The 24,590-nt window shown below is 69.7% G+C and carries 23 protein-coding genes; 13 read left to right on the top strand and 10 right to left on the bottom strand.

Annotation, left to right across the window (positions count from 1 at the left end; translation table 11 throughout):
• Positions 1 to 20: 20 nt before the first annotated feature.
• From ACLJQF_RS05130 to ACLJQF_RS05110, 5 genes are all read right to left on the bottom strand, one after another.
• Positions 21 to 683: an ESX secretion-associated protein EspG gene (locus ACLJQF_RS05130; protein WP_410607035.1), complete on the bottom strand. Its 663-nt coding sequence runs from the start codon at positions 681 to 683 to the stop codon at positions 21 to 23.
• Entirely contained in the window at positions 683 to 1,933 is a 1,251-nt protein-coding gene (locus tag ACLJQF_RS05125) for a hypothetical protein (protein ID WP_410607034.1), read from the bottom strand. Before ACLJQF_RS05125 ends, ACLJQF_RS05130 begins: the two co-directional genes overlap by 1 nt.
• A gap of 4 nt (positions 1,934 to 1,937) precedes the next feature.
• Positions 1,938 to 2,513, bottom strand: a complete 576-nt coding sequence (locus ACLJQF_RS05120) for a DUF3558 domain-containing protein (protein WP_410607450.1) — start codon at positions 2,511 to 2,513, stop codon at positions 1,938 to 1,940.
• Between the two features lie 32 nt (positions 2,514 to 2,545).
• Positions 2,546 to 2,959 carry a hypothetical protein gene (locus tag ACLJQF_RS05115; RefSeq protein ID WP_410607033.1) on the bottom strand — a complete coding sequence of 138 codons (414 nt, stop codon included), beginning with the start codon at positions 2,957 to 2,959 and terminating at the stop codon, positions 2,546 to 2,548.
• A gap of 168 nt (positions 2,960 to 3,127) precedes the next feature.
• Complete coding sequence (locus tag ACLJQF_RS05110) at positions 3,128 to 3,760, bottom strand: hypothetical protein (RefSeq protein ID WP_410607032.1); 633 nt, start codon at positions 3,758 to 3,760, stop codon at positions 3,128 to 3,130.
• A 259-nt stretch (positions 3,761 to 4,019) separates the two neighbouring features.
• On the opposite strand from ACLJQF_RS05110, the gene ACLJQF_RS05105 reads away from it, so the two are divergent.
• Together ACLJQF_RS05105 and ACLJQF_RS05100 are read left to right on the top strand one after the other, a co-directional pair.
• On the top strand, positions 4,020 to 5,072 hold the full coding sequence (locus ACLJQF_RS05105; protein ID WP_410607449.1) for a polyprenyl synthetase family protein: 1,053 nt from the start codon (positions 4,020 to 4,022) through the stop codon (positions 5,070 to 5,072).
• A gap of 23 nt (positions 5,073 to 5,095) precedes the next feature.
• Positions 5,096 to 6,346, top strand: coding sequence for a hypothetical protein (locus ACLJQF_RS05100; RefSeq protein WP_410607031.1), 1,251 nt, complete (start codon positions 5,096 to 5,098; stop codon positions 6,344 to 6,346).
• Positions 6,347 to 6,350: 4 nt separating this feature from the next.
• On the opposite strand, the gene ACLJQF_RS05095 is transcribed toward ACLJQF_RS05100, so the two are convergent.
• The 4 genes from ACLJQF_RS05095 to ACLJQF_RS05080 all read right to left on the bottom strand — a co-directional run bounded on the left by ACLJQF_RS05095 (position 6,351) and on the right by ACLJQF_RS05080 (position 10,830).
• On the bottom strand, positions 6,351 to 6,689 hold the full coding sequence (locus ACLJQF_RS05095) for a VOC family protein (RefSeq protein ID WP_410607030.1): 339 nt from the start codon (positions 6,687 to 6,689) through the stop codon (positions 6,351 to 6,353).
• A 93-nt stretch (positions 6,690 to 6,782) separates the two neighbouring features.
• Positions 6,783 to 7,847 carry a 2-oxoacid:ferredoxin oxidoreductase subunit beta gene (locus tag ACLJQF_RS05090; RefSeq protein ID WP_410607029.1) on the bottom strand — a complete coding sequence of 355 codons (1,065 nt, stop codon included), beginning with the start codon at positions 7,845 to 7,847 and terminating at the stop codon, positions 6,783 to 6,785.
• Between the two features lie 34 nt (positions 7,848 to 7,881).
• A complete protein-coding gene (locus ACLJQF_RS05085) occupies positions 7,882 to 9,807 on the bottom strand; it encodes a 2-oxoacid:acceptor oxidoreductase subunit alpha (RefSeq protein ID WP_410607028.1) in 1,926 nt (641 codons plus the stop codon).
• Positions 9,808 to 10,065: 258 nt separating this feature from the next.
• The gene (locus ACLJQF_RS05080) at positions 10,066 to 10,830 is read right to left on the bottom strand and encodes an enoyl-CoA hydratase (protein WP_410607027.1); all 765 of its coding nucleotides are present in this window, start codon (positions 10,828 to 10,830) and stop codon (positions 10,066 to 10,068) included.
• 36 nt (positions 10,831 to 10,866) lie between these two features.
• Between ACLJQF_RS05080 and ACLJQF_RS05075 the strand changes: the two genes are divergently transcribed.
• Together ACLJQF_RS05075 and ACLJQF_RS05070 are read left to right on the top strand one after the other, a co-directional pair.
• Entirely contained in the window at positions 10,867 to 11,121 is a 255-nt protein-coding gene (locus ACLJQF_RS05075; RefSeq protein WP_410607026.1) for a hypothetical protein, read from the top strand.
• On the top strand, positions 11,085 to 11,234 hold the full coding sequence (locus ACLJQF_RS05070) for a hypothetical protein (protein WP_410607025.1): 150 nt from the start codon (positions 11,085 to 11,087) through the stop codon (positions 11,232 to 11,234). Before ACLJQF_RS05075 ends, ACLJQF_RS05070 begins: the two co-directional genes overlap by 37 nt.
• 186 nt (positions 11,235 to 11,420) lie before the next feature.
• Here ACLJQF_RS05070 and ACLJQF_RS05065 read toward each other — a convergent pair whose 3' ends face one another.
• On the bottom strand, positions 11,421 to 11,867 hold the full coding sequence (locus tag ACLJQF_RS05065; protein ID WP_033261465.1) for an Lrp/AsnC family transcriptional regulator: 447 nt from the start codon (positions 11,865 to 11,867) through the stop codon (positions 11,421 to 11,423).
• Between the two features lie 73 nt (positions 11,868 to 11,940).
• Between ACLJQF_RS05065 and ddaH the strand changes: the two genes are divergently transcribed.
• From ddaH to ACLJQF_RS05020, 9 genes are all read left to right on the top strand, one after another.
• On the top strand, positions 11,941 to 12,777 hold the full coding sequence (ddaH, locus tag ACLJQF_RS05060; protein WP_410607024.1) for a dimethylargininase: 837 nt from the start codon (positions 11,941 to 11,943) through the stop codon (positions 12,775 to 12,777).
• A gap of 88 nt (positions 12,778 to 12,865) precedes the next feature.
• Positions 12,866 to 13,543 carry a polysaccharide deacetylase family protein gene (locus ACLJQF_RS05055; protein ID WP_410607023.1) on the top strand — a complete coding sequence of 226 codons (678 nt, stop codon included), beginning with the start codon at positions 12,866 to 12,868 and terminating at the stop codon, positions 13,541 to 13,543.
• A 236-nt stretch (positions 13,544 to 13,779) separates the two neighbouring features.
• Positions 13,780 to 14,475: a glycoside hydrolase family 75 protein gene (locus tag ACLJQF_RS05050; protein ID WP_410607022.1), complete on the top strand. Its 696-nt coding sequence runs from the start codon at positions 13,780 to 13,782 to the stop codon at positions 14,473 to 14,475.
• Between the two features lie 206 nt (positions 14,476 to 14,681).
• The gene (locus ACLJQF_RS05045) at positions 14,682 to 15,992 is read left to right on the top strand and encodes a nucleotide sugar dehydrogenase (protein WP_410607021.1); all 1,311 of its coding nucleotides are present in this window, start codon (positions 14,682 to 14,684) and stop codon (positions 15,990 to 15,992) included.
• Complete coding sequence (locus tag ACLJQF_RS05040; RefSeq protein ID WP_410607020.1) at positions 15,973 to 17,163, top strand: glycosyltransferase family 4 protein; 1,191 nt, start codon at positions 15,973 to 15,975, stop codon at positions 17,161 to 17,163. The genes ACLJQF_RS05045 and ACLJQF_RS05040 overlap by 20 nt, the downstream gene beginning before the upstream one ends.
• A gap of 172 nt (positions 17,164 to 17,335) precedes the next feature.
• Positions 17,336 to 18,694, top strand: a complete 1,359-nt coding sequence (locus ACLJQF_RS05035; RefSeq protein ID WP_410607019.1) for an exopolysaccharide biosynthesis protein — start codon at positions 17,336 to 17,338, stop codon at positions 18,692 to 18,694.
• Entirely contained in the window at positions 18,691 to 20,445 is a 1,755-nt protein-coding gene (locus ACLJQF_RS05030) for a Wzz/FepE/Etk N-terminal domain-containing protein (RefSeq protein ID WP_410607018.1), read from the top strand. Before ACLJQF_RS05035 ends, ACLJQF_RS05030 begins: the two co-directional genes overlap by 4 nt.
• Before the next feature lie 33 nt (positions 20,446 to 20,478).
• Positions 20,479 to 22,389 (top strand): asparagine synthase (glutamine-hydrolyzing), encoded by a 1,911-nt coding sequence (gene asnB / locus ACLJQF_RS05025; protein ID WP_410607017.1) that lies wholly within the window; start codon positions 20,479 to 20,481, stop codon positions 22,387 to 22,389.
• Positions 22,386 to 24,563 carry a bi-domain-containing oxidoreductase gene (locus tag ACLJQF_RS05020; RefSeq protein WP_410607016.1) on the top strand — a complete coding sequence of 726 codons (2,178 nt, stop codon included), beginning with the start codon at positions 22,386 to 22,388 and terminating at the stop codon, positions 24,561 to 24,563. The genes asnB and ACLJQF_RS05020 overlap by 4 nt, the downstream gene beginning before the upstream one ends.
• Positions 24,564 to 24,590 lie beyond the last annotated feature (27 nt).

Genomic DNA, 24,590 nt, shown 5'->3' with positions numbered 1-24,590 from the left:
TTTTTCTTGGGGGCGGCGGCCTATTTCAGTTTCCGGCTCAGGTTCTCGTTCGCCCCGGGCAGCACGCTGATGTAGCCGTCGGCAACGGCGATCCCGACCCGCCCGGCTTCCAGATCGAGGTAGCTGACGGTCTTCGTGTTCGCCTGGAGCTGCCCGACGCCGTAATGGGGCTGCCGGAAGAGGGCGTCGAGTTCCTGCGCTTCCCGGCTGCGCTCGTCGTCGTCGAAGATGTCGCTCACCGGGGCCTGACGGAAGTCCTCGTGGGGGAGTGAGAAGGGCCTGATGTCCGCGGGCCGGTAGCCGGGCAGGTGCGCGACGAGGGCATCGGCGGGGTGGACGTCGAAGTCGCTGAGTTCGACCTGATCGCCGCGACAGACAACGCAGACCTTGTCCCGGCCTTTGACGGCCACGAGAACTCCGATTTGTTCAGTGGTGTCCCGGGCGTAGGCGAAGTATTCCTGGGCAGGCTGGTCGATGAGGTGCAGGAGATCTTCGAATTCGGGGGTGAAGCCGTCGCCTCGGGTGAAGCCGTAGGGCCCGAGTTCTTCCACGGCTTCCTGGGTGACTTTTTGTTTCGCGGACGGCGGGATGTAGCGGAGCCCTTTGGCGAAGACGGGATGCGGATCGCCGCAACCGACGCTGCGCATGGCGGTGAGCAGGGTGTTCAGCGAGAAGACGGCCATCATGGTTTCTTGTTCCGGTTTTCCCCGATGACGGGCGGCATGGGCTTTTCGATGAAGCCGCCGAAGGTTTCATCGGGATCGGGGTTTTGCAGGTAAGGGGCCTTTTTCTTTTCGCGGTCTTCTTCTTTGCCACCGCGCCCGCCCATGGGGGCGCCCATCGGGAGACCGTTGGCGCCGCGGGGGCCGGCGGCGCCGCGCACGGAGTTGGGGTTGGGGAGGCGTTCGTCGGGGAGCCGCGCGCCGGTGCTGTTGCCGGGCCCGCGCTGGTTCACCCCGCTCCCTGGTCCGGACCCCGTTCCCCCTTGATATCCACCGCCGGCGTACGGTCCGGTGCCTGGCCCGAACCCGCCGGACCAGTTCGTCCCGGAGCCGGTGTTGACGGGCTGCCCGGTAGGCCCGAACTCGTACCCACCCTGAGCGGCGGGCATGACGGGCTTGGGGACGTAGCTGTTGGCGTGGGTGTTGTCCGGGTTCACGCTTCCCGGCGGCCGTACCTGGTTCTGCTGGCTCGACTGGTTTTGCTGAGCCTGTTGAGCTTGCTGGTTTTGCTGGTGCTGCTGGTTCTGCTGGTTCTGCTGGTTCGGCGTCTGCTCCCGGTTCCCGCTCGTGACCTGGTTTTGCTCGGGCTGAACGGTCTGCCGATCCTGCGTCTGGTGAGGGTTCCGAGTCCATTCCCCGGTGTCGCTGGGCCCGGCTTTGCGGTCGGGGGTGGTCATGGAGATGGGGGCCCCGGAGTCGGCGAGCTGCGCGTACTGCGCGGGCATCTGCCCACCGTTGGAGGTACTGGCGGAGTGGTAGGCGCTGAAGGCATCGATGTTGGCTTGGCTGTCGGCCTGCCACCCGGCAACTTTGGTGTTGTAGGAACCCCACCCGTTGTCGGCGATGGCTTGAAGAACATCCTCGGCCCTCAGCTCAGGTGGCTGAGCGGCAACGGGCTTGACGGAGTTCTTGGCGGTCCCGAAGGCATCCATCTGAGCCCCGACGGCGGTCTGGGCATTCTGGAGATGAACGGCATCGTCGGCGGCAGCTTGGACGAGAGGTCGAGTGGCGTCCGCGGCAGCTTCTCCGGCGCCACCTTGCCAGCCGGACATGGTCTTGGCCCGTAGGGCGTTGATCCGCTGGGCCCGTTCGATCATCCGATTGGTCAGGTCGGTAGCAGCCTCCTGCGCTGTACTTAGTGACTGGACACCCTTACCGCCGGTTATTTGCTCGTAGATCTGAGCCGCGGTGAGTGGTCCTTCGGTAACCATCGATTCACCTGGTCCGTAGGTTGTTCAATACGGTCGCCGTTACGTCTCGAGCTGCCGCGCAAGGATCCCTTTTGTCAATTTTTCCCTCAGAGAGAGCTATCGAAACGTCGACAATCTCCTGGTCGCTGGTTCCGAGAGCAATCGCACATTTTCCTTTGGCGCGTAGGTCGGCCTGTCCGTACGCAACCGCTGGGTAGCCGTCGATAGGATCCATGGGGATAAACAAGGGGAAGGTTGTCCCCTTTTGCTCATAGATTGCGGTCAGCCCCCTTTGATTCTTCGTTGCGTAGATAACCGAGACAGCTGCCTGGGTGGCTGAGGTCGGATGCCATGAGCACCCGACGCCGAAATTGCCGATGTCTTCGGGCTTCGGCTGAGTGGCGGGGCCGAGCAACTCTGCGATCTGGGCATCCGTGAGTGTCGTGCAGGGTCTCCGCTGGAACTGTGTTGTGTCGATCGGGATAGCGACTCCAGGCACACCTGCTCCGGGCAGTTGCGGAGCAGGTGTGGTGACCGAGTCGGTCGGTGACGGTGCGGCTGTGCCATTCTGAAGTGTGGTGCAAGCTGACGCGAGCACCATGGTCGTGCCCAGTCCGAGCAGCAAAGTGCCCTTCACAGACTGCCTCCGGTCTGTTTGATCTCCGTTGAGTGCGCGTCCTCGGCGCTCGCGTACTTGCCCAGCGCCGCCTGGAATTTCGCAGCCATGGCTCGGCAGTGGGCTTCACGTTCCTCGAGCGTGGTTGTCAAGGCTGATCCAGATTGGCGGATCAGCTCTGCATTACCGAGGCTCGCGTACTCGACGCCAGGCCCTTCCGTAATCGCGATGAGGCGCGCCGCGTTCACGTCGCTCGCGAACTCGTTGGCCAAGTCATTCCACTCGTGCATCAACTCACGAAGTGTCTCCTCGTCATAAGCAAACCCAGCTCCCGCATCACCCGCACCCCCGTACGACCCAGCCCGCGGCACCCCGTTCGGCCCCGGCAGCTCCCAATCCTCGCCCGGGTCATAAACCGGCCCCTCAGACACAGCACACCGTCGTCATCAGCTCTCCCCTAGCTTGCAGGGTGCTCCAACCCGAGCACCCTGCGTATCCGACGCATCGCACCCTACCAGGGTTCCCACGACGGAAAAGCAAGGTCACAAGGGCCGCGGCGGTCCTCTCGGCGTTCTCCCAAGCCGCGGCCCTCGTGACGTCTAGGGGGTCGGGGAACAGCTTGTCCGGCCCAATGTCACGGTGCCGGTGATCCCCGATGGCGGGAGGAAATCAATGCGCAGCATCGTCAAACCGATGCTCCCGTCGCCCGGAAGGTTCTGGTTGTTGAACACCGCGTTCGCCAGCACCGTTCCGTCCGTTTTCCGGAGCGGCGACACATACCCCACCGGCACCGGGTTGGGCGGGTTCGCAATGCCCGACATCCCGCCGTACGTCCAGGTCGCGCTCGTCTGCGTCTGCGTTCCCTCGCACGTCACCGTGAAACTCGACAGCTTCACCCTCGGCCCGCCCGCGCCCACCAGCGCCGACAGCTCGAAGTTCTTGCCCGTTGCCGTCGACTTGGTCGTCGTGGCGGTCGTGTTCGGGTTCGTCACCGTTGTCGTGCACGATGACGTGCCGCCGCCGAAGGTGATTCCCGGCCTTGAGACGGGCTGGGCCGTTGCGGTCGTCGGGGCTTCGAGGGAACAAGGACCCTGTGCCGGAATGTCGACCGCCGTCCCGGCCTTGGTGAACGAAGCCGCGCCGATGTCCGCCGCGCCCGGGTGGGGGAGCGCCGACGCAGGCGAACCGGCCAGGCTCGTCACCGCCAGAACCGTGACGATCGTGCTGCGCATCCGGGTGTCCTCCTCGCCGCCGGAGAGGGCCGGGGCCGGCCGCTCTTCCAGGACTGAATATCCGCCCGCCGGAGACGTCCGTTGCGTCCGGAATCTCCGATCACCCTTTCGAGGATCATGAACCACCCGGTGGGTGGCCGTGGGCGGTGTCATGTTCGTCACCGTTTCCGCAGGACAGCGGGTAAACGACCGCGCGGCGTAGCCACTACGCTCAAGGGGCAACCGACCGGTGCACGAGTAGAGCGGAGCCGACGTGTCTGTGCCTTCCCCAGCCCCCGGGGCGGGATCCCTCCCCGCTGCGCCGGGCGGCGCCCTCGACGACCTGCGGGCGTCGGTCGGGCTGCAGATCGCCGACGAAACCCTGCTGCGCTCGATCGCCGGCGGGCTGACCGAGGTCGAGAAGCTGCTGCGCGAGGTCGTCCGCAGTGACGTCCAGGCCGTCAACGACGCCGCGTTGCACCTGGTCGAGGCCGGGGGCAAACGCTTCCGTCCGCTGTTCACCCTCCTGTCGGCGCAGTTCGGGCCGAAGCAGGACGACCACGTGGTGATCGCCGCCGCCGCGGTCGAACTGGTGCACCTGGCCACGCTCTACCACGACGACGTCATGGACGAGGCCGACATGCGGCGCGGCGCCGAGAGCGTCAACGCCCGCTGGGACAACACCATCGCCATCCTCACCGGCGACTTCCTCTTCGCGCACGCGTCGCGCCTGGTCGCCGACCTGGGCACGGACGCCGCGCGGATCATTGCCGAAACCTTCGGTGAGCTGGTCACCGGGCAGATGCGCGAGACCGTCGGCCCCGGCCCGGGTGACGACGCCGTCGCGCACTACCTCACCGTGATCGCCCAGAAGACCGGCTCGCTGATCGCCACCTCCGGCCGGTTCGGCGGCATGATGTCCGGCGCCGCCGAGGAGCACATCGAGGCGCTGCGCCGGTTCGGCGACATCATCGGCACCGCCTTCCAGATCTCCGACGACATCATCGACATCGCGTCGCCGTCCGACGAGCTCGGCAAGGCCCAGGGCACCGACCTGCGCGAAGGCGTCCGGACGCTGCCGATGCTGTACGCGCTGGCCGACCCGGGCACCGACCCCCGGCTGGTCGAGCTGCTGTCCGGCCCGATCGGCGACGACGCGCTCGTGCAGGAGGCGCTGGACCTCCTTCGGGTGAGTAGCGGACTCGATCGAGCACGCGCCACCCTCTCCGACTACGCTCAGCGCGCGCGAGCCGAGCTCACCGCGCTGCCGGCATCACCCGCCCGGGACGCGTGCGAGTCGGTCGCCGACTACCTGGTCGCGCGCACGCGCTAAGCACTTAACAGGGGCAGGAAAAGATGTCCATATTCGGACAGGTCTGGCTGTGGAGCCTCGCCGCGTTCTTCGTCGGGGTCCTCCTCACCTGGCTGATGCTCGTGCTGCCGCTCCGCAAGAGCGTCCGCCGGCTGGAGAGCGCGCTGGCGCAGGCCCACGCCGACGCCGCGCGCACCCCCGCGAACGCGGCCGCGGTCGGCGGCATCGAGGCGTTCCGGCGGCCGGAGCCGCGACCCGAGCCGGCGCCGTCCCGCCAGGAGACCTCCTACCCCGGCACGCTGGTCGCCGCGCCGCCGATCCACCGCGACGACGTCCACGACGACATCGACGAGGACTTCGCCGAGCTGGACGCGCAGGTGCCGTTGCGGATGCCGCCGACCGAGCCGTTCGTTCCCCCGCCGGGATCGGAGCACGCGGAAGACGACTCGTACCGGAGCGCGGCCACCCAGTTCCTGACGACGGACGACGAGCCGGAGCCGGAAGACCCGTACCGCGCCACCGCGACCCAGTACCTGGCCCCGGTCGGGGATTCGTTCGACGACGACGAGGCGGAGCCCGAGTCGCCTGCCCTGTCGCGGCTCGAGCGGAACGTCGATTCGGACCCGGCGGGCTCGCTGTTCCAGCCGCCGGCCGGCGAGGGGGCGCCCACGCCGGACTGGTTCGACCACGACTCGCCGTCCCAGCGGTCGGCGTTCGAAGAGCCGGTGGAACGCACGCGCTACATCGGCGAGCACCCCGGTTCGGTACGCAAGGACGAGGTGGAAGAGGTCGAGCCCCCGCGGTACGCGTTCGGTGGTGACATCACCGAAAGTGAGCTGGACGTGCCGCCGGAGACCCCCGCCGAAGCGACGCAGGTGCTGCCGAAGCGGCAGCCGCGCGAGTCGGTGCGCGGCGGGTTCGACGCGCCGCAGCCGATCCAGCCGTCGATGCGCACAGTCGAGCGCCGCGAGCCCGACCTGTCCGGCGCGCACAGCGGCTCGCTGTTCGAGCCGTCGGTGCAGCCGAACCAGGCGGCCGCCGCCGTCGTGGCGCCGGAGCCGCCCCCGGCGCGCGAGGCGGCGGGCGACTCCGTCCCGCCGGGCCCGTTCGGCCCCGGTTCGGCGATGCCGCGCCCGGGTGGCGGGGCGCCCAGCGACAGCTTCGCCGTGAAGGCCAGCGTCACCGCTCTGCGGTACTGCACCGAGGAATCGGCGCAGTTCCCGAAGATGGTCGCCGAGGTCTGGTTCCGGACGGCCGAGGACGCCGAGCGGGTCGGGTTCCGGCCGCTCAGCTGAACCTTCAGCGCGCCTGGAACAGGACCAGGGCCGCGCCACCGGGGTCGGTGACCACCACCAGCGAGCCGAACGGCAGGTCGGTCCGCTCGCGCACCAGGGTGCCACCCAGCCGCACCGCCTTCGCCGCGGCGGCGTCCACATCGGACACCGGCGCGTAGGGCAGCCACTGCGGCGCCCGGTCGTCGCCCGGGGCCAGTTCGGTGAGCCCGCCCCACGGCACGCCGCCGGTCGTCAGCAGGGCGTCGTCCGCCTCCCAGCCCAGCAGCTCGGCGAAGAACCGCTTGCTGCCCGCCGCGTCGGCCGTGCGGACGTCGAAGAACACAAAGGGTGATCCAGGTCGCATGGCCTAAAACTTAGGACATGTGTCCCAATGAGGCAACCCTGGAAACGCCGAAGGCCGCCACGCACCAGGCGTGGCGGCCTTCGAAAACAGCGACTACGCGACCGTCCAGGTGTCCTTGCCGCGCAGCAGGGCCTGCAGGTCCGGCGTGCGGGCCGCGCGGGCCTCCTCGACCTGAGCGCGGGCGCCGTCGTCGTACGTCGGGCGCTCGACCTGGCGGAGGATGCCCGTCGGGACGTGGGTGAGGTTCTGGTCGCCCAGGCGCGACAGCGCGAACGCGTACGACGTGTCCGCGATGGACGGGTCGTGCACCACGATGTTGTCTTCGCCGATGTCCGCGACCTTGGCGACGTCCAAGCCGCCCCAGTCGCCGCGCTTGACGCCGAACTCCTGGTTCGGGCCGAAGCGGATCGGCTCGCCCGCGCGCAGCGGGATCAGCCGGGTGGCGGCTTCGTCGGCGTCCTTGAGGACATCGAACGCGCCGTCGTTGAAGATCGGGCAGTTCTGGTAGATCTCGACGAGTGCCGAGCCACGGTGCTGCGCCGCCGCCTGCAGGACCTCGGTCAGGCCCTTGCGGTCGGAGTCCATCGCCCGGCCCACGAACGACGCCTCCGCGCCGATCGCCAGCGACAGCGGGTTGAACGGCGTGTCCACCGAACCCATCGGCGTCGACTTGGTGACCATGCCCTGGCCGGACGTCGGCGAGTACTGGCCCTTGGTGAGCCCGTAGATCCGGTTGTTGAACAGCAGGATCTTGATGTTCACGTTGCGGCGCAGCGCGTGGATCAGGTGGTTGCCGCCGATGGACAGCGCGTCGCCGTCACCGGTGACGACCCACACCGACAGGTCCGGGCGCGTGGTGGCCAGCCCGGTCGCGATCGACGGCGCGCGGCCGTGGATCGAGTGCATGCCGTAGGTGTTGAGGTAGTACGGGAAGCGCGACGAGCAGCCGATGCCCGAGATGAACACGATGTTCTCGCGCTTGAGGCCGAGCGTCGGCAGGAACGACTGCACCGCGTTCAGCACGACGTAGTCGCCGCAGCCGGGGCACCAGCGGACTTCCTGGTCGGACTTGTAGTCCTTGGCCTTCTGCGGCTCGTCGGCGGTGGGCACAAGGTCCAGGCCACCGAGAGTGGGGAGCCCAATGTCGACAGTAGTCATGCCGCCTCCGCGGGAAAAAGTACGTCGGCGGTGGTCACTTCGCCGCCTCCGTAGTAACGCCGGTGATGATCTCCGAGAACAGGTTCTGCAGCTCTTCGGCCTTGAACGCCATTCCGGCGACCTTGGTGTGCGAGTGGACGTCCACCAGGTACTTCGCCCGCAGCAGCAGCGAGAGCTGGCCGAGGTTCATCTCCGGCACCACGACCTTGTCGTAGCTGCGCAGGATGTCGCCGAGGTTGGCCGGCAGCGGGTTGAGGTGGCGCAGGTGCGCCTGCGCGATCGGCAGCCCGAGCTTGCGCACCCGGCGGCACGCGGCCCCGATCGGACCGTAGGACGAGCCCCAGCCCAGGGCCAGCACTCGCGCCTTGCCGCCGGACGGGTCGTCGACCACGACGTCCGGGACGTCGATGCCGTCGATCTTCGCCTGGCGCAGCCGGACCATCTTCTCGTGGTTGGCCGGGTCGTAGGAGATGTGGCCGGTCTTGTCGGCCTTCTCCAGCCCGCCGATGCGGTGCTGCAGCCCGGGCGTGCCCGGGACGGCCCAGGCACGGGCCAGTGTCTCGGGGTCGCGCACGTACGGCCAGAACTCGCCGGAGTCGTTGTCCGCGTTCGGCTCGGTCGCGAACTCGACCCGCAGGTCGGGCAGCTCGTCGACGTCCGGGATCAGCCACGGCTCGGAGCCGTTCGCAATGGCGCCGTCCGAGAGCAGCAGCACCGGCGTGCGGTACTTCAGCGCGATCCGGGTTGCCTCGACGGCCGCGTCGAAGCAGTCCGCGGGGGACAGCGGCGCGACGATCGGGACCGGCGATTCACCGTTGCGGCCGAACATCGCCTGCAGCAGGTCGGCCTGCTCGGTCTTGGTCGGCAGTCCGGTGGACGGGCCACCGCGCTGGACGTCGATGACGACCAGCGGCAGCTCCACCATCACGCCGAGGCCGACGGCTTCGGACTTCAGCGCGACGCCCGGTCCGGACGTCGAGGTGACGCCGAGCGCGCCGCCGTAGGACGCGCCGAGCGCGGCGCCGATGCCGGCGATCTCGTCCTCGGCCTGGAACGTGATGATGTCGAAGTGCTTGTGCTTGGACAGCTCGTGGAGGATGTCCGACGCCGGGGTGATCGGATACGTGCCGAGCAGGATCTGCAGGCCGGAGCGCTGCCCGGCGGCGACGAGCCCGTAGGCCAGTGCGGTGTTGCCGGTGATCTGCCGGTAGGTGCCCTGCTTCAGCTTGGCCGGCGCGACCTGGAACGTCGTCGCGAACGACTCGGTGGTCTCGCCGTAGTTCCAGCCGGCGCGGAAGGCCAGGATGTTGGCCTCGGCGATGTCCGGCTTCTTGGCGAACTTCTCGCGCAGGAACTGCTCGGTGCCCTCGGTCGGCCGGTGGTACATCCACGACAGCAGGCCGAGCGCGAACATGTTCTTGCAGCGCTCGGCGTCCTTCTTGCCGAGGCCGGTGTCGGCGAGCGCGCCCTGGGTCAGGGTCGACATGGCGACCCGGTGCACCTGGTACGGCGCGAGCGTGTCGTCGTCGAGCGGGTCCGTCGCGTAGCCGACCTTGATCAGGTTGCGCTTGATGAAGTCGTCGGTGTTGAGGATGATCGTCCCGCCGTGCGGGACGTCGCCGAGGTTCGCCTTGAGCGCGGCCGGGTTCATCGCCACCAGTACGTCCGGCCGGTCGCCGGGGGTGAGGATGTCGTAGTCGGCGAAGTGCACCTGGAAGCTGGAGACGCCGGGGATGGTGCCCTGTGGCGCCCGGATCTCGGCGGGGAAGTTCGGCATCGTCGAGAGGTCGTTGCCGAACGCGGCGGCCTCGGACGTGAACCGGTCGCCGGTCAGCTGCATGCCGTCACCGGAGTCGCCCGCGAACCGGATGACCACCCGGTCGAGCTTGCTGACCTCGGTCGGCCTGGTTGCGGCGAGCGAGCCGTGGCCAGCGCCGTTGCCGTTCGCACTCGTGCTCATGGGTCAGGGATTCCCTCTCTCCCGACGGTACGGCTTCCGTTCGCCTGCCGGTGCCGCGGCTGCGCTCACCAGGTCTACTCCCGAGGTTAGCTCGCCCTCAACACCGATGTTGGTAGTGTCCCGGGTGTTGGGCGACCTCATCGATGCTCTTCAATGTCTCTTCGCAGGTCCGCCAGATACCTGTAACTGATGGTAACGGTTAGGTCCTGCACTGCGTTGTGATGCGTGTCTCCCGCAGCGTAGAGCCGCCGGCTTGAGTCATGGCCGAGAACGGATCCGGTCCCGCATCAGGGAAAGTCGTGCGGCGAACTCCGGTGACGCCAGCGAGGCCAGCTGCGGCCGGATCTCGACGTCGACGGCCGCACGGTGCTCGGCCAGGCTCGCGGTGGCGCGCAGACTGTGCTTGGTGGCGATCAGTGCTTCGCGCGGCGCGGCGACGGCGGGGTGAGCGAGCTCACGCGCGGCCGTCAGCAGTTCGTCATGGCCGCCGTCGACCACGCGCAGCGCCAGCCCGGCTCGCACGGCGGCTTCGGCGTCGAGCGGCTGCCCGAACAACGTCATGGCGGCGGCCTGCTGCGGGCCGGCGAGCCGCTGCGTCATCCAGGTCATCCCGCCGCCCGGGTGCAGCCCGAGTTCGAGGAACCGGGCGACGAACTTCGCCCGCGGCCCGGCCAGCCGGACATCGGCGGCGAGGGCGAGGTTCAGCCCGGCCCCGACGGCGGCGCCCCCGACGGCGGCGATGGTCGGCAGCGCGCACCGCGCCACGGTCAGGAAGCCTTCGTAGACGGCGCGCAGGCCGGCCTCGTCGGCTTCGGCCAGTGCGGACAGATCGGCCCCGGCGCAGAAGGCGGGCGGCGTCCCGGTGACGACGACGGCGTGCACGGACTCGTCCCGTTCCGCGGCCTCGACGGCGGCGGCGAGCTGCGCGGAGAGGTCGAGGGTCAGCGCGTTCCGGCTGCCGGGCGCGTCGACGGTCAGCAGGGCGACGCCGCCGGAGTGCTCACTGACGATGCGGTCGGTCATGGGCCCAGGGTGGCACGGCCCGGTATTACCGGAGTCATGGGGGAACTGGCCGGGGTGCTGGTCAAGGGCATCATCGTGGTGGCGGGCAACCTGCTGACGATGATCGACACGGTCGAGGTGTTCGGTGGCCGCCGGGCGCGAGCCCGCGGCGGCCGGGCGGGGCGAGCGGGTGAGTACCCGTGCGTGCTGCGCTCCGAGGAGCTGACGGCGGGCCGTGAGCGGCGCGGGTGGCTGGTCGTCGGGGACGGGCCGGGTTGTCCGAGCAGGCGGTGTTCGAGCCGGGGGAGCTGACGGTGCAGGCGGTGGACCGGCAGGCGGTGACGTTCCAGGCAGCGGTTGGCCGGACGGAGCTGCGGCTGCACCCGGACGAGGCGTCGGCGGTGCTGCGCGCGCTGGCGGGGTGAGGTCGGGCCGCCGCCCCCCGGTGAACAGCGTATCGGCGGGGGCCGACAGTTTTGGGCCGGTCTTGCGCCTGCCGCCCCGAGTTGTCCACACCTGATCGCCTGTCGCCCGGTTGTCCACACGCGGTCCTCCGAGGGGCCAGAACTGTGGGCCCCCGCCGGTAAACTGGACACCGGGGGCCGGAGGCGTCACTGCTCCGGCGTCGGCGGCCTCTCCAGCAGCCGCGACAACACGACCGTCGACACCGTCCGGTCCACGATCTCCAACCCCCGCAGCCGCTCCAGCGCCGTCTCCAGGTGGTGGATGTCCGCCGCCCGGAGGTGCACGATCGCGTCCGCCGCGCCCGACACCGTGTACGCCGCCACCACCTCCGGCAGGGGCTCCAGCCGCGCCCGGATCCGGGCCGGCGTGATGTTGCCCTGGCACGTGACCTCGACGAACGCCTCCGTTCCCCAGCCCAGCGCCTCCGGGTCGACCACCGCGGTGAAGCCCCGCAGGATGCCCGTTTCGAGGAGCCGGTCGACCCGGCGTTTCACCGCCGGCGCCGACAGGCCGACCACCTTGCCGATCTCCGCGTAGCTGGAGCGCGCGTTCGCCACGAGACACGAAACGATTCGCTGGTCGATGGTGTTCACACGCAACATTTAGCACAGATACGCGCAGCGAACAGCGATTGATTGCGATATTAGGTCCCCTTACCCTGCAATCATGCAGGCGATGCGCGTACCGACCACTCGTCGATACCTCATGTGCCCGCCGCGCTACTTCGCGGTGGACTACGTGATCAACCCCTGGATGGACCCGACCCAGCCGGTCAGCGCCGACGTCGCCGTCGCGCAGTGGACCGAGCTGCGCGACACCTACCGCCGCCTCGGCCACACCGTCGAGGAGATCGAGCCGCAGCCGGGCCTGCCCGACATGGTCTTCGCCGCCAACTCCGGCACCGTCGTCGACGGCCGCGTGCTCGGCTCGCGGTTCCGCGCCCCGCAGCGCACCGCGGAGGCCGAGCACTTCCGGCGCTGGTTCGTCGAGCACGGCTACCGCGACATCACCATGCCGGAGAAGATCAACGAGGCCGAAGGCGACTTCGCCTGGACCGGCTCCCTGCTGCTCGCCGGCACCGGCTTCCGCACCGACCCGGCCGCGCACGCCGAGGCACAGGAGGTCCTCGGCGTCCCGGTCGTCTCGCTGCAGCTGATCGACCCGCGCTACTACCACCTCGACACCGCGCTGTTCGTGCTCGCCGAGGCGACGGACACGACCCGCGCGCAGATCGTCTACTACCCGGACGCCTTCTCGGTCGGCTCGCGCCGCGTGCTGGAGCGGGTGTTCCCGGACGCGGTGCTCGCCACCAAGGAAGACGCCGAGTGTTTCGGCCTCAACGGTGTGTCCGACGGCCGCAATGTCGTCCTCCCCATCGAGGCCACCCGTTTGGGTGAACTTCTCGCTGCGCGGGGGTATGAGCCCGTTTACGTCGACATCTCTGAGCTGCGAAAAGCCGGCGGCGGCCCGAAGTGCTGCACGCTGGAGATCCGCAAAGGCTAAATAACGGCAAAAACGTGTAACTCACCCGTTTGCCATCGCGATTAATCGGAGTAACAAATCGACTACTCGCGGTGGCAGGCGGTGGGATGTGGTGACGGTGATCCTCGTCGTGCACGGAGTGGGCCGGCCGACGCGCCAGCTCGATCCGGGTGAAGACGAGCGCTGGCTGACCGTCGAGCAGTTCGAGCGCGTGCTCGACGTCGCCGCGGACAGCGAAGACGTCCGCCTCACCTTCGACGACGGCAACGACTCCGACGTCGACATCGTGCTGCCGCGGCTGGCAGACCGCGGGCTGACGGCGGAGTTCTTCCCCCTCGCCGGCCGGCTCGGGCAACGCGGGTACGTCGACCGCGGCGGGCTGCGCGAGCTCGTGCAGGCCGGGATGGAGATCGGCTCGCACGGCTGGGAGCCGCGCGACTGGCGGCGGCTCGACGACCGGCACGCCGACCGTGAGCTGAAGGACGCCCCGAAACTGCTCGGCGACCTGTGTGGCCGGCCAGTGCGGCGGTACTCGCTGCCGTTCGGCGCGTATGACCGGCGCGTGCTCGCACGGCTGCGGCAGGCGGGCGCCACCCGCGTCTACTCGAGCGACGGCGGGGCGGCCCGCCGCGACGGCTGGCTCCAGGCCCGCACCGAGCTCCCGCACGACCTCGACGGCGACTGGCTCGACGGCGTGCTCGCCGGCTCCCGGCGGCGCGAGAGCTGGCTGGGCCGGCTCTTCCGCCCGGTTGGCCGCCGAGGAGTCGTGAGTGGTAATTCGGGTTAGAACCCTAATTACCACTCACGACAAGCTGCGGCAGGCTGCTCGGCTGTGCCGCAGAGCGGTACACGGTGCGAGCAGCTTCTCGCCGCTCCCGCCGCCGATGAGCAGCCTTTTCGTCAACTTCGGCCACCTGATGGGAAATTCCCGCACCCGGAGGCCTTGAACGCCCGCACCTCCGCGGTGCATCCTGGTGCCTCGCCGCCGTAAGGAAAGTTTCCTAACTAAAGGGAGCACCAGGAATGCGGAAACTGATCCTGCTCGCGACGCTCGCGCTGGCGGCGGCCGTGATGCCGTCGGCCCTCGCGTCGGCGTCGCCCGCCCCGGCCGCGGCGCCGGCCACCGTGGCAGCCGCCCCCACCGCCGCGCAGCTGCTCGCCAAGACCACCGGCTGCAAGCAGATCTCGAACGGCAAGTACAAGACCGATGAAGACGTTTCGAGCAAAACGGTCGCCGTCTGCGATGCGAACGGTGCGGTGTTCTGGAAAGCCGACATGGACATCGACTGCGACGGCCAGCGCACCTCGCAGTGCAACGAGAACACCGACTGCTGCTTCCAGGACGACACGGCGTTCCACCAGTCCGACGGCAAGCCGCTCAACGCCGCGAAACTGCCCTACATCGTCGTGCCGAGCTCCAGCAGCATCTGGAAGTACTCCTCTTCCGGCCTCAAGGGCGGCGGCTCCTGCGCGGTCATCTACAACGGCAAGGTCGAGTACACCGTCATCGGCGACACCGGGCCGTCGCAGATCATCGGCGAAGCCTCCTACGCGACGGCGAAGGACCTCGGCATCAACCCCGACCCGTCCAACGGCGGCACCGACTCCGGCGTCACCTACATCTGCTTCAAGAACTCGACCGTGTCGCCGATCGAGAACCACACCAACGCGGTGAGCAAGGGCCAAAGCCTCGCCACCACTTTCGTGAACAACAACTGACACCTATTTTCCGCCCGGCGGCGAATCGTGGTCCTCGTCCACGGTCCGCCGCCGGTCCGCGTCCCGGATCGAGACACAATTCTCACTCGAATCCCTTGCGTCTCACCGCAGTCTCACGCGTTCCCCCGTCCGCCGTCCCCGCGGTAACGATCCAGGGGCGCCCGCCGACCAACTTGAGGGTCGCGCGGAATAGCGGAGGTTTTGGCGTGAAGATCAGTGTCTTCGGGCTCGGTTACGTCGGTTGTGTCTCCGCCGCGTGCCTGGCGGGGCAGGGACACCGGGTGGTCGGCGTGGACGTCAACCCGGTGAAGATCGACCTGATCACCCAGGGCAACGCCCCGGTGGTCGAGGAGCGGATCGGCGAGCTGACCGCCGACGTGGTCGCGAGTGGTGCGCTGAGAGCCACCACCGACGTCGCGGAAGCCGTCGCCGACAGTGAGATTTCGCTGGTCTGCGTCGGTACGCCGTCGGCACCGAACGGCAGTCTCTCCACGGTCTACCTCGAGCGGGTGGCCGAGGAAATCGGCGAAGCGCTCGCCAAGAAGAGCGAGCGGCACACCGTCGTCTTCCGCAGCACCATGCTGCCCGGCACCTGCCTCGACCTGCTGGTCCCGATCCTGGAGAAGGCCTCGGGCCGCACCGCCGGGGTCGATTTCGGCGTCGCGGTGAACCCCGAGTTCCTGCGCGAGGGCACCAGCGTCCGCGACTTCTTCGACCCGCCGAAGACGGTGATCGGCGAGATCGACGAAGCCAGCGGCGATGCCGTCGCGGCGCTGTACGAGGGCCTGCCCGGCCCGATGTTCCGGGTGCCGATCCCGGTCGCGGAAATGACGAAGTACGCCGACAACTCCTTCCACGGCCTGAAGATCGGCTTCGCCAACGAGCTCGGCTCGATCTGCCGGGCGCTGGGCCTCGACTCGCACCAGGTGATCGACGTCTTCCTCTCCGACACCAAGCTCAACATCAGCCCGGCCTACCTGAAGCCCGGGTTCGCCTTCGGCGGCTCGTGCCTGCCGAAGGACCTGCGCGGGCTCGTCTACGCCGCGCACCGCGCCGACGTCAGCGTGCCGATCCTGTCGCACGTGCTCGCGTCGAACGACGACCACCTGCAGCGCGCGTTCGACCTGGTCGCGCGCACCGGCAAGCGCAAGGTCGGGCTGTTCGGCCTGTCGTTCAAGCCGGGCACCGACGACCTGCGCGAGTCGCCGCTGGTCGAGCTGGCCGAGAAGCTGCTCGGCAAGGGGTACGACCTGAAGATCTACGACGCCAACGTCAGCCTCTCGCGGCTGATGGGCGCCAACCGCGAGTACATCGAGAGCCGGCTGCCGCACCTCGGGCAGCTGCTGGCCGGGTCCGTCGGCGAGGTCGTGAACCACGCCGAGGTTCTGCTCGTGGGCACCAAAGACCCGGACGTGCTGGCGGCGCTGCCGCACGGCCGGGAGATCGTCGACCTCGTCCGCCTGCCCGACGCCGCCGAGCGTCGCCTTGAAGAGGGATATGCCGGCCTTGCCTGGTAAAGCGCTCATCCTCGTCGAAAACCTCTCTGTCCCCTTCGACCGGCGCGTTTGGCAGGAGTCCACGACCCTGCGCGACGCCGGGTGGGAAGTCCACGTGATCTGCCCGCAGGGCACGAAACGGGACACCGAGGCCGAAGCCGTCGTCGACGGCGTCCACATCCACCGCTACCCGCTCACGGCGGCGACCGGTGGCCCCGCGGGCTACCTGCAGGAGTACGGCACCGCGCTGTGGCACACGCTGCGGCTGGCCCGCAGGATCGGGCCGGTCGACGTCGTGCACGCCTGCAACCCGCCGGACCTGCTCTACCTGGTCGCGAAGGTGCTCAAGCGCCAGGGCGCGAGGTTCATCTTCGACCAGCACGACCTGTGCCCGGAGCTGTACCTGTCCCGGTTCGACCGCGGGCAGGACCTCCTCTACCGCGGGGTCTGTGCGCTCGAACGCGCCACCTACCGCGCCGCCGACGTCGTGATCTCGACGAACGAGAGCTACAAGCAGGTCGCCCGGATCCGCGGCGGCAAGAAGCCCGAGGACGTCTTCGTGGTGCGCAGCGCCCCGGTCGTCGAGCGGTTCCACGAGGTGCCGGCCGAGCCCGAGCTGAAGAAGGGCAAGCCGTACCTGCTCGCCTACCTCGGCGTGATGGGCCCGCAGGACGGCGTCGACTACGCCCTGCGCGCGCTCGAGAAGCTGCGTGACGAGGTCGGCCGCACCGACTGGCACGCGGTGTTCGTCGGCTCGGGTGACGCCTTCGACGACATGGTCGCGCTGTCGGCGAAGCTCGGGCTGGCCAACCAGGTCGAGTTCACCGGCCGGATCTCCGACGAGGACCTGGTCCGCTATCTGTCCACCGCCGACGTCTGCCTGTCGCCGGACCCGCTGAACCCGCTCAACGACGTCTCCACGATGAACAAGGTCATGGAGTACATGGCGATGAGCAAGCCGATCGTCTCGTTCGAGCTGCGGGAAGCGCGGGTGTCCGCCGGCGACGCGGCCGTCTACGCCCCGGCCAACGACGAGTCGGCGTTCGCCAAGCTCGTCGCCCAGCTGCTCGACGATCCCGAAGAGCGGGCCCGGATGGGTAAACTCGGGCAGGCCAGGGTGGCGGGTCCGCTTTCCTGGGAGAACTCCGCGAAGGCCCTGCTGGCCGCGTATGAGCACGCTGTGAAGTCCTGATCGCCGTTGGGTCAGGAGGATTTTCGGGGGTTCCTGGTGGCGGAGCCCCCGGCCCGGGGCGAAGCCCCGGATGTAACAGAACCCACCGGACGTGTAACCAAAGCTCCCGGTCCGACGACGGTTGGGGTAACCGGCCGATCCACTGAACCCGTTCGGCGTACTCGTCTCAGGAATGGAGATCCCGCCGTTGACTGACGACACGGTGCGCCTGGCCCTGGTCGGGCAGGTCCTGCGACGGCGGTGGCGGCTGCTGGCCGCCCTCGCCGTCCTGGGCGCCCTGGTCGGCGCCGGAGCGTCGATCCTGTTCTCGCCCGGCTACAAGACGACCTCGGGCGTGCTCCTCCAGGGCCCGCGCCAGGCCGACGAGCTGCTGACCCAGGCCGAGATCGCGACCGCCTCGGTCGTCCTCGACCGCGCCGCGGCCATGCTGCCGTGGCACCCCAGCGGCGCCGACCTGAAGAAGCAGGTCAGCGCGTCGGTCGCGCAGAGCAACGTCGTGACGATCACCGTCTCCGCCGACACCGCCGAGCACGCCCAGCAGCTCGCCGACCAGGTCGCGCAGCAGTACGTCAAGTACTCCACGCAGCTGGCGAGCAACTCCGCCGACGCCTCGGTGCAGCTGGCCCAGGAACAGCGCGAGTCGCTGCGCCAGCAGGTCAAGCTGACCACGGACAAGATCAGCGACCTCGCCAGGAACGTCGGTGGCGGCCTGACCGTGGAGAGCGTGCAGGTCCGCACCCAGCTCGAAGGCCTGAAGACGTCGCTGGAGCAGGCGATCAACGACCTGAACCAGGCCGACCTCGCGACCGGCATCGGCAACACCGTGGTGCTCGGGCCGTCCCAGCGCCCGACGTCGCCGGCGGCCCCCACGATGACGCAGCTCGTCGCCGGGGGCGCGGTGCTGTTCTTCCTCGCCGGCGTGTTCGGCCACCTGTTCACCGCCCGCACCGACCGGCGGCTGCGGGGCGAGCCGCAGATCGCGTCCGCGCTCGGCGCGCCGATCCTGGCCGGCGTCGACGTCGCGACCCCGCAGGGCGACCGCGTCCCGGCCACGGGCTTCCTCGGCAAGGTGCGGCGCCTGCTCGGCGGGGACCGGCCGTGGGTGCTGCCGCCGGTCGCCACCTCGGCCGACGAGGTCAACCGCGACATCCGCTACCGCCGGGTGCTGGCCCGGCTGGCCACCGGCCCCGCCGACGTCCTGCTGCTGGTCGCCGAAGACGACGACACCGGTCGCCTGGCCGCCGCCCAGCTCGCCGAGCTGGCCGACCGGCTGTCCGTGCCGCTGCGGATCTTCGAGTTCTCGCCCGACCAGCCGACGGTGCCGGACGCCACGGCGAGCTCCGGGGTCCTGGTCGTGCTCGGCGCCGGCACGCGCACCGCGTGGCAGCTCGTCCGGCTCGCCGAGGCCTGCGCCGACGCCCGCCAGGAGCTCGTCGGCGCGGTCCTCACCCACCCCGTCCGGCCGCCTCAGCCGGAGAAACCCGAACCCGCGGCGGAAGCCCCCGAGAAAGCCCTGGCAGGTTCGGCGTGACGACTACTCCCGAAACCCCCGCCGCGCCACTGGTCGATCTTCAGCGGCTGTTCATCGCGATCCGCCGCCGCAAGCGGTTCTGGCTGGCCACCGCCCTGCTCGGGCTCATCGCCGGCGCGGCGCTCGCGGTCGTGCTGCCGGCCCCGCCGACCGCGGTCGCCAAGGTCATCGTGGTCCACCAGGACGACTCGCCGACCGACAGCGGCACGCTGATGCGCACCGACGTCGCCGTGCTGCAGACGACCCAGATCGCCGAAGCCGCGCTGAAGAAGCTGGGCAGCACCGACTCGCCCGACGACTTCATGAAGAACTACGCGGGCCTCGGGCTGACGAACAACGTCCTGCAGATCACCGTCAAGGCCAAGAGCAACGAAGAGGCCGTGGCGCGGGCGCAGGCGCTGGCCGAGACGTTCATCGCCGACCACGTCAAGCGCAGCCAGGCGGCCGCGGCCGCCCAGTCGCAGGCCATCCTCGACCAGCGCAAGAACGCCCAGGACGAGCTGGGCAAGATCGAGCAGCAGATCGTCGACGAGGAGGGCAAGGGCCGCCAGTCCAGCCAGCCCACCCTCGAGAGCTTCTACAGCCGGCGCGCCGCGCTCACCGCGCAGATCTCCGACTTCACCTCGCGCGCCCAGCAGGCCGGCATCGGCAGCCCGCAGGTCGCCGCGGGCACCCAGGTCGTCGACGCGGCCCGCGCGCTGCCCCAGGCGTTCCTCAAGACCACCGCGACCAACGGCGGCATCGGGTTCGCGCTCGGCCTGGCCCTCGGGCTCGCGCTCGTCGCCGTCGGCGCGGTCTCGCGCGACCGGCCGGTGCTGCGCCGCGAGATCTCGACGCACCTCGGCGCGTCCGTGATCGCGCAGTTGCCGTCGAAGCTGCGCGGCCCCGCCCGGCTGTGGCGGCGCTCGCGCGCGGTCGCCGAACGCAAGCGCGTCGCCACAACCCTGGTCCGGCTCATCAAGCAGGAGCCGCGCGGGGTGTCGCTGCTCGAGCTCGGGGCGTCGAAGGTCGCCGCCGCGCTCAGCCTGGACATCGCCGCGGAGCTGGCCGCCGAGGGCGCCGCGAGCGTGCTCGACGACCTGCCGGGTGAGGACGTCCGCAAGCTCGCGCGGGAAACCAAGAGCGACGTCTCCGTGGTCGGCGCGGTCGACCCGCCGGGGACGCCCCAGGAGCGCCGCGTCGGCGTCGGCACGGTGTCGCCGGGCACGGCCTGGACCGACCTGGAGCACCTCGGCCAGGAGACCGTGCTGATCGTGAAGGCCGGGCACGCGAACACGCTTTGGCTGCACACCGTCGCGCGGCAGCTGGCCGACCAGGAGATCCCGATCCTCGGCGTCGTGCTGGTCGACCCGGATCCGCGCGACAAGTCCGACGGCACGCTGTGGGACGGCCTGCACACGGCCCTGCGCGGGCGCGCCCGCCCGGCGGCGGCACCGGCTCCCGCCGAACGCGAAGACCGCCTGGACGAGCTGGTCGCCCGCGTCGCCGAGCGCGTCGCCACGACCGAGCAGCCGACGCGCCGGTTCAGCCCGGTCCGGCAGGTGCTCCCGCCCGCACTCGCCACCCCGAGGCCACCGGCCTCACCACTGCCGCCACCGGGCAGCGTGAGCGTCCCGGACCACCTGAACGCGCCGACGAAGAAGTTCGCCCCGGTCAAACCCCAGAAGCGGCCGACGCCGTTCAAGCGTGATCACGGGGAACCGAGCCACAAGGGCGATCTCGAACCCGAAAAGAGCGCGGAGGTCTCCTGACCCGCGCCGCGACCGAAGGGGAACGCACCCGAGATGTGCGGCATCGCAGGCACCTACCTCTGGCCGGACGGCGGGCCGCTCACCGACCGGCTGACCAAGACGCTGGCCCACCGCGGCCCGGACGGCTCCGGCCGCTACGAGCACCGCGCCGGCCCCGGTGAAGTCCACCTGGGCCACCGGCGGCTCTCGATCATCGACCTGTCCGAGACCGGCGCCCAGCCGATGGTCCTCGACGGGCTCGCGCTGAGCTACAACGGCGAGCTGTACAACGCGCCCGAGCTGCGAGCCGAGCTTTCCGCGGCCGGCGTGCGCTTCCGCGGGACGTCCGACACCGAGGTGCTGCTGCAGGCGTGGCGACGCTGGGGCACCGACTGCCTGCCCAAGCTGCGCGGCATGTTCGCCTTCGCCCTGTTCGAGGAGGGCACCGGCGAGCTGTTCCTGGTCCGCGACCAGCTGGGCATCAAGCCACTGTTCTTCGTGCAGCGCAACGGCGGGGTCGCCTTCGCCTCCGAGCTCAAGGCGCTCGCCGGCGAGCTCGGCGGGTCGCTGCAGGTCGACAACGCGGCCCTGATCGCGTCGCTCCTCTACTACTGGGTGCCGGACAGCCGGTGCGCCTACCAGGGCGCGGAGAAGCTGCAGCCGGGCACCTGGCTGCGCTGCCGCCCGGACGGCCAGGTCGACCGCGGCCGGTTCTGGTCGCTGCGGGAGGTCGCCGAGGAGGGCGCGGCGTTCGACGGCGAGGTCGACCTGCACGCCGTGATCTCCGAGTCGACGGCCAAGCACCTGCTCTCGGACGTCCCGGTGGCGACGTTCCTTTCGGGCGGGCTGGACTCCAGCTACCTGACGGCACTGGCCGCGCGGTCGCAGCCCGGGATCTCCGCCTACACCATCGGGTTCCGGGCCGAGGACGCGAAGTTCGAGGCCATGCCGGACGACCTCAAGTACGCCCGCATCGTCGCCGAGAAGTTTGGCGTCGACCTGCACGAGATCGAGATCGCACCGCAGGTGCTCGACCTGCTGCCGAAGATGACCTACCACCTCGACGAGCCGATCGGCGACCCGGCGGCGATCAACTCGTTCCTGATCTGCTCGGCCGCGCGCGAGGCCGGCGTCAAGGTGATGCTGTCCGGGATGGGCGCCGACGAGCTGTTCGCCGGGTACCGCAAGCACCTCGCGAACCTGATCGCCCTGCGCTACCACAAGGTGCCGGGCGCGGTCCGGCGGCCAGTCGAGTCCATTGTGGACCGGCTGCCGGTGGCGTCGGCCAAGCGCGGCTACCGGTCGGTGCGGTTCGCCAAGCGGTTCCTGTCCTTCGCGGGCCTGCCCGAGGAGACGGCGTTCCGGCGCAGCTACACGATGTACGACCGCGCCGAGCTGCTCTCCCTGGTCAACCCGGACCTCGCGGCGGACGTCGACTCCGTCCTGACCGAGCACGCGGACACGTACCACGACCAGGCGCTCGACGACTTCGTCAACCGGATGTGCCTGGCCGACTCGCGGATGTTCCTGCCCGGGCTGAACCTGACCTACACCGACCGTTCGACGATGGCGGCGTCCACCGAGGTGCGGACCCCGTTCGTCGACGTCGAGGTGGTGCGGGCGGCGTTCAAGATCCCCGGCGACAAGAAGATCGTCGGCCGCGCCGGCAAGGTCGCGCTCAAGAACGCGGCGCTGAACATCCTGCCCAGCGAGATCGTGCACCGGCCGAAGGGCCTGTTCAGCGCGCCGCTGCGAGCCTGGATGAGCCGCGACCTGGCGCCGCTGGTGCGCGAAGTCGTCAACGAAGGCGTGCTCGTGCAGTCCGGCTTGCTGCAGCGCGAGGCGTTGCAGCGCATGGTCGCCGAGGACGCCGCCGGCCAGGAAGACCGCGGCAAGCACCTCTGGCACGTCTTGACTCTCGAGTATTGGTACCGGAACGCGATGTCTGGAGCAGGAGCGAAGTGAAGCAGGTAGTCCAGAACTACAAGAGCGGGGAACTGGCGCTCCTCGAAGTCCCCGAGCCCGCCTGCAAGTCCGGTGGCGTGCTGGTGCGGACGGTGTACTCGCTGATCTCGACCGGCACCGAGATGATGAAGGTGTCCGAGGCCAGCCTGTCGCTGGTGGGCAAGGCGAAGGCCCGGCCCGACCAGGTCGCGAAGGTCATGCAGAGCGTGGCCACGAACGGTCTTTCGGCGACCTACCGCAAGGTGACGTCCAAACTGGACTCCTACACCCCGCTCGGCTACTCGCTGTGCGGCGTCGTCGAGCAGGTCGGCGACGGCATCACCGACGTCAAGGTCGGCGACCTCGTGGCGTGCGCGGGCAACGAGCACGCGCTGCACGCCGAGCTGAACTGGGTGCCGAAGAACCTCTACTCGCCGGTGCCCGCCGGCGTCGACCCGCGGCACGCGGCGTTCGGCACCGTCGGATCGATCGCGATGCAGGGCGTCCGCCGCGGCGAGCCGCAGATCGGCGAAGTCGCCCTGGTCATCGGCCTCGGCCTGATCGGCCAGCTCGTCGTGCAGCTGCTGGCGTCGTCCGGCGTGCGCGTCGTCGGCGTCGACCCCGACCCGGAGCGCTGCAAGCTCGCCGAGACCCTCGGCGCGCTGACCTGCGCGCACCCGGCGTCCGGCATCGTCGACACGGCGGTGGACGAGCTGACCCACGGCGCGGGCGTCGACCAGACCTACCTCGCCGCCGGCGGCAACACGAACGACCCGGTGGAGCTGGCCGCGAAGCTGTCGCGCGACCGCGGCCGGGTCATCGACATCGGCAAGTGCAAGCTCGACCTGCCGTGGAACGCCTACTACGAGAAGGAACTGGACGTCCGGTTCTCGCGCTCCTACGGGCCGGGCCGCTACGACCCGTCGTACGAGCTCGAAGGCCGCGACTACCCGATCGGCCAGGTCCGCTGGACCGAGCGCCGCAACCTCGAGTGCGTGCTGGACCTGATCGCGCGCGACCGGCTGGACGTCGAGCCGCTGATCACGCACGTCTCGGACTTCTCCGACGCGGTTTCGACGTACCAGTCGCTGAACGAGGGCGCGCTCAAGGCGGTGGCGGTGCTGTTCCGCTACCCGGACGCGGTCGCCCGGACGGAGCCCGTGGTCACCTCCGCGCGGGTCGGGGTGGTTTCGTCTTCGCCCGCCGCGCTTCCGGCGGGGCAGCCGGTGCGCCTGGGCTTCATCGGTGCGGGCAACTACGCGTCGTCGATGCTGCTGCCGCACCTGGTCGAGCGCGACGATGTGCAGCTCGAGCACGTCGCGACGACGTCGGCGCTGTCCGGCGCCAACGCGCGGCGCAAGTTCGGCTTCGCCGCGGCGTCGACGGACATCGACAACGTTCTCGGCGACTCGTCGATCGACGCGGTGTTCGTCGTGACGCGGCACAGTTCGCACGCCGAGCTGACCCGTCAGGCGTTGCTCGCGGGCAAGACGGTGTTCGTCGAGAAGCCCCTGGCCCTGTCGCCGGAGGAGCTGCAGAAGGTCCTCGACGCGATCGAGGAGTCCGGCAACGACCGGCTGCAGGTCGGCTTCAACCGCCGGTTCGCGCCGCTGCTGCACGAGGCCCGCGAGCAGTTCGGCCCGCGCGTCGGCCCGGCGAGCGTGCGGTACCTGGTCAACGCCGGCCGCCTCGACCACGGCAGCTGGTACAACCAGACCGACTCCGAGGGCTCCCGCTTCGCCGGCGAGGGCGGCCACTTCATCGACACGGTGAGCTGGCTGCTCGACGCCGACCCGATCTCGGTGTACGCCACCGGCGACCTCCAGGTGACCCTCGGCTACGCCGACGGCTCGACCGCGGTGATCACCTACGCCGAGACCGGCTCGTCGGGCTTCCCGAAGGAGACCCTGGACGTCGTCGCCGACGGCAAGGTCCTCAAGTTCGACGACTTCGTCCGCGCGTCGGTGTACTCGCGGAAGAAGTGGGCCAGCTCGCGCATCCCGAAGGGCCGGGACAAGGGCCAGGCGGCCGAGGTCGACGCGTTCCTGTCGGCGGTGCGGACGGGTTCGCCGATGCCGATCTCGATCGCTTCGCTGGCCGCGACGACGCTGGCGACCCTGGCCGCGCAGACGAGCGCCGCGAACGCGGCACCGGTGCGGATCGAGCTGCCGCGGAAGGCGGGTACCCCGGCATGACGAGCGTGGCGCCGGTCCGGCTGGAGC

This window comes from Amycolatopsis sp. lyj-109, from assembly GCF_046548995.1.
Lineage (GTDB): Bacteria > Actinomycetota > Actinomycetes > Mycobacteriales > Pseudonocardiaceae > Amycolatopsis.
This window is presented reverse-complemented; position numbering and strand designations above follow the sequence as displayed.